Consider the following 572-nt stretch of genomic DNA (forward strand, 5'->3'; position numbering starts at 1 on the left):
GTGGTGAGCCATGCGGTGCCGTTGCGGCGGCCGAGGATGCGGCGGGGGATGATCAGGGTGGAGTCGGGGGATTTGGGGTCGAAGCCGAAGGAGCCGAACGCGACGGGGCCGGTGCCGGGGACGCCGACGGGGTCGTCGATGGCGGCGGCGGCGAACATCTCGCGCAGGAGGCGGGCGGCGGCGGTGAAGCGGCCGGGGCCGCCGGGCAGGTGGATGCGGGCGGCCTCGCCCCAGCCGGCGATGCCCTCGCCGCGGTGGATCCAGGCCAGCGCGGAGGGGTGCGGAAGCCGTGCGATGAGGTCGCCCGGGTCGGGGACCGGGACGGTGCGGACGGACAGGCGGTCCGGTGCTGTCACGGCGAGCTTCACGCAAGCCACTGTACGCCAGATTTGAACCTGTTCAAACGGGTGTGGAGGGGGTGCGGTGAGGTGTGCGCCACACGCCCGGTGCTCCGGTGCCGTCCGGTGGTGCCGTCCGGCGGGCGCTCCGGTGCGGTGTCCGGTGCGGGGGCATATGCCCGCCCGCGCCGGGCTCATGCACGGAACGCGGGCGGGCGGTGCGCGGCCGGGGGC

Annotated in this window: 1 pseudogene; it reads right to left on the reverse strand. The window is 75.5% G+C overall.

The annotated features are described in order from the left end of the window. Window positions 1-368: pseudogene (locus tag E1266_RS37640) on the reverse strand (isochorismate synthase); the annotation flags it as partial. Window positions 369-572: the final 204 nt, after the last annotated feature.

This window comes from Actinomadura sp. 7K534 (assembly GCF_004348575.1).
In the GTDB taxonomy this organism is placed as follows: domain Bacteria; phylum Actinomycetota; class Actinomycetes; order Streptosporangiales; family Streptosporangiaceae; genus Spirillospora; species Spirillospora livida.